This is a genomic window from Flavobacterium sp. (assembly GCF_031423415.1).
Lineage (GTDB): Bacteria > Bacteroidota > Bacteroidia > Flavobacteriales > Flavobacteriaceae > Flavobacterium.
The window spans coordinates 1-1,291 of sequence record NZ_JANPFL010000104.1 but is presented as its reverse complement, the minus strand read 5'-3'; the positions used below and the strand labels follow the sequence as shown (position 1 = coordinate 1,291).

The following is a 1,291-nucleotide window of genomic DNA, read 5'->3' as shown; positions in this document are numbered from 1 at the left end:
GGTAAATTGAATAAAGTTCTCACTTTTTCACCATCTATCATTCCAGGTTCCCATTTGGTTCTTAATGATTTTAGCACTCTAATTGCTTCTTGACCAATACCATAACCTGGGTCGTTTTGTGCTTTTATGTTGCTTAACGAGCCGTCCTTTTCGACAACAAACGAAACTAAAACTGTTAATATTTTTTCTTCATCTAATTCTGGTTTTTCGAAATTGATGCCTACAAAATTTCGAAATTTGTCTAATCCACCAGGAAAAGTTGGTTGTTTATCAAGTTTTTTTGAATCATTAATGTCGTTGTTCGGAACTTTTATTACTGCAACAACTTCATTAGTATTTCCGTTTGTTGGATTTTTTAATGAACTATTTGTCGTTCCAGATTCAACATTATTAGATGTTTTTCCGTTGTCTATATTTTCAACAATTGTTTCTGTGATAGTATTCGCAGTTACTACAATTGGACTTTTAAGTTCAACCGCATCAGAAAAAACTCTTTCAGCTTTTGTTTTTTCTATAATTGGTTCTGGAATTACAATTTCTTTAATAACTGGACGAATGTCTGTTAGGATTAACGGAATTACAAATTCATCATCTTTAATCGTTAATTTATCAGCAGAAAAAAAGCTCGATAAAGTAAAAATTCCAATACAAGACAAAACAATCATTGTTCCATAAGCAAAAGCTCTCAAAGATGTTTTTTGGTTTTCTTGGCGCAGTTGGTAGGCTCCGTATTCTTTGTTTTTTCCATCGAATACAACATCTAGCCATTTTTTGTCGAAGATACTTAGGTTTGACATAATTAAAATAATTTAAGGGTTAAGTATCGATGTTACATAAGCAAGTAGCTGTTTTTTTAATGATAACGCAAGATAATTACTAATATTGTGTTAATTTTAAAAAAAAATACTATATTTTTTTATTTTAAGGTTGTAAGTTGCCAAAAACGTTAATAAACAAAAAATTAGATAAAAATGGCTCTGGTCTAAAAAGTATATTCAAATAAAAACTTTCTGCCACAGATTTAAAAGATTTTTAATATTCGATTTTAAAAAAATCTGTGATAATCTGTGAAATCTGTGGCTAGAATAAAAATCATATATTAACTAGACTACAGCCATAAAAATTAATTGTTTTATTATAAACAGAATTTTAAAACTTGGATACCTACAAAACTTTCGAATTAGCTACCGAAGCAATTTTATTTAAAGAAAAAAATAGTAAATTTTTTGGTTATGGTTTTCCAATTCAATCCGAGACTGAAGTCAAACCATTACTCGAGAATTTGCGAAAG

At 29.0% G+C, this 1,291-nt stretch carries 1 protein-coding gene and 1 pseudogene; one reads left to right on the top strand and one right to left on the bottom strand.

Annotation, left to right across the window (positions count from 1 at the left end):
* On the bottom strand, positions 1-797 hold a 797-nt coding region (locus tag RMO83_RS09385; protein WP_310559422.1), incomplete at its 3' end, for an energy transducer TonB.
* Positions 798-1,156: 359 nt separating this feature from the next.
* On the opposite strand from RMO83_RS09385, the pseudogene RMO83_RS09380 reads away from it, so the two are divergent.
* Positions 1,157-1,291 (top strand): annotated as a pseudogene (locus RMO83_RS09380) (YigZ family protein); the annotation flags it as partial.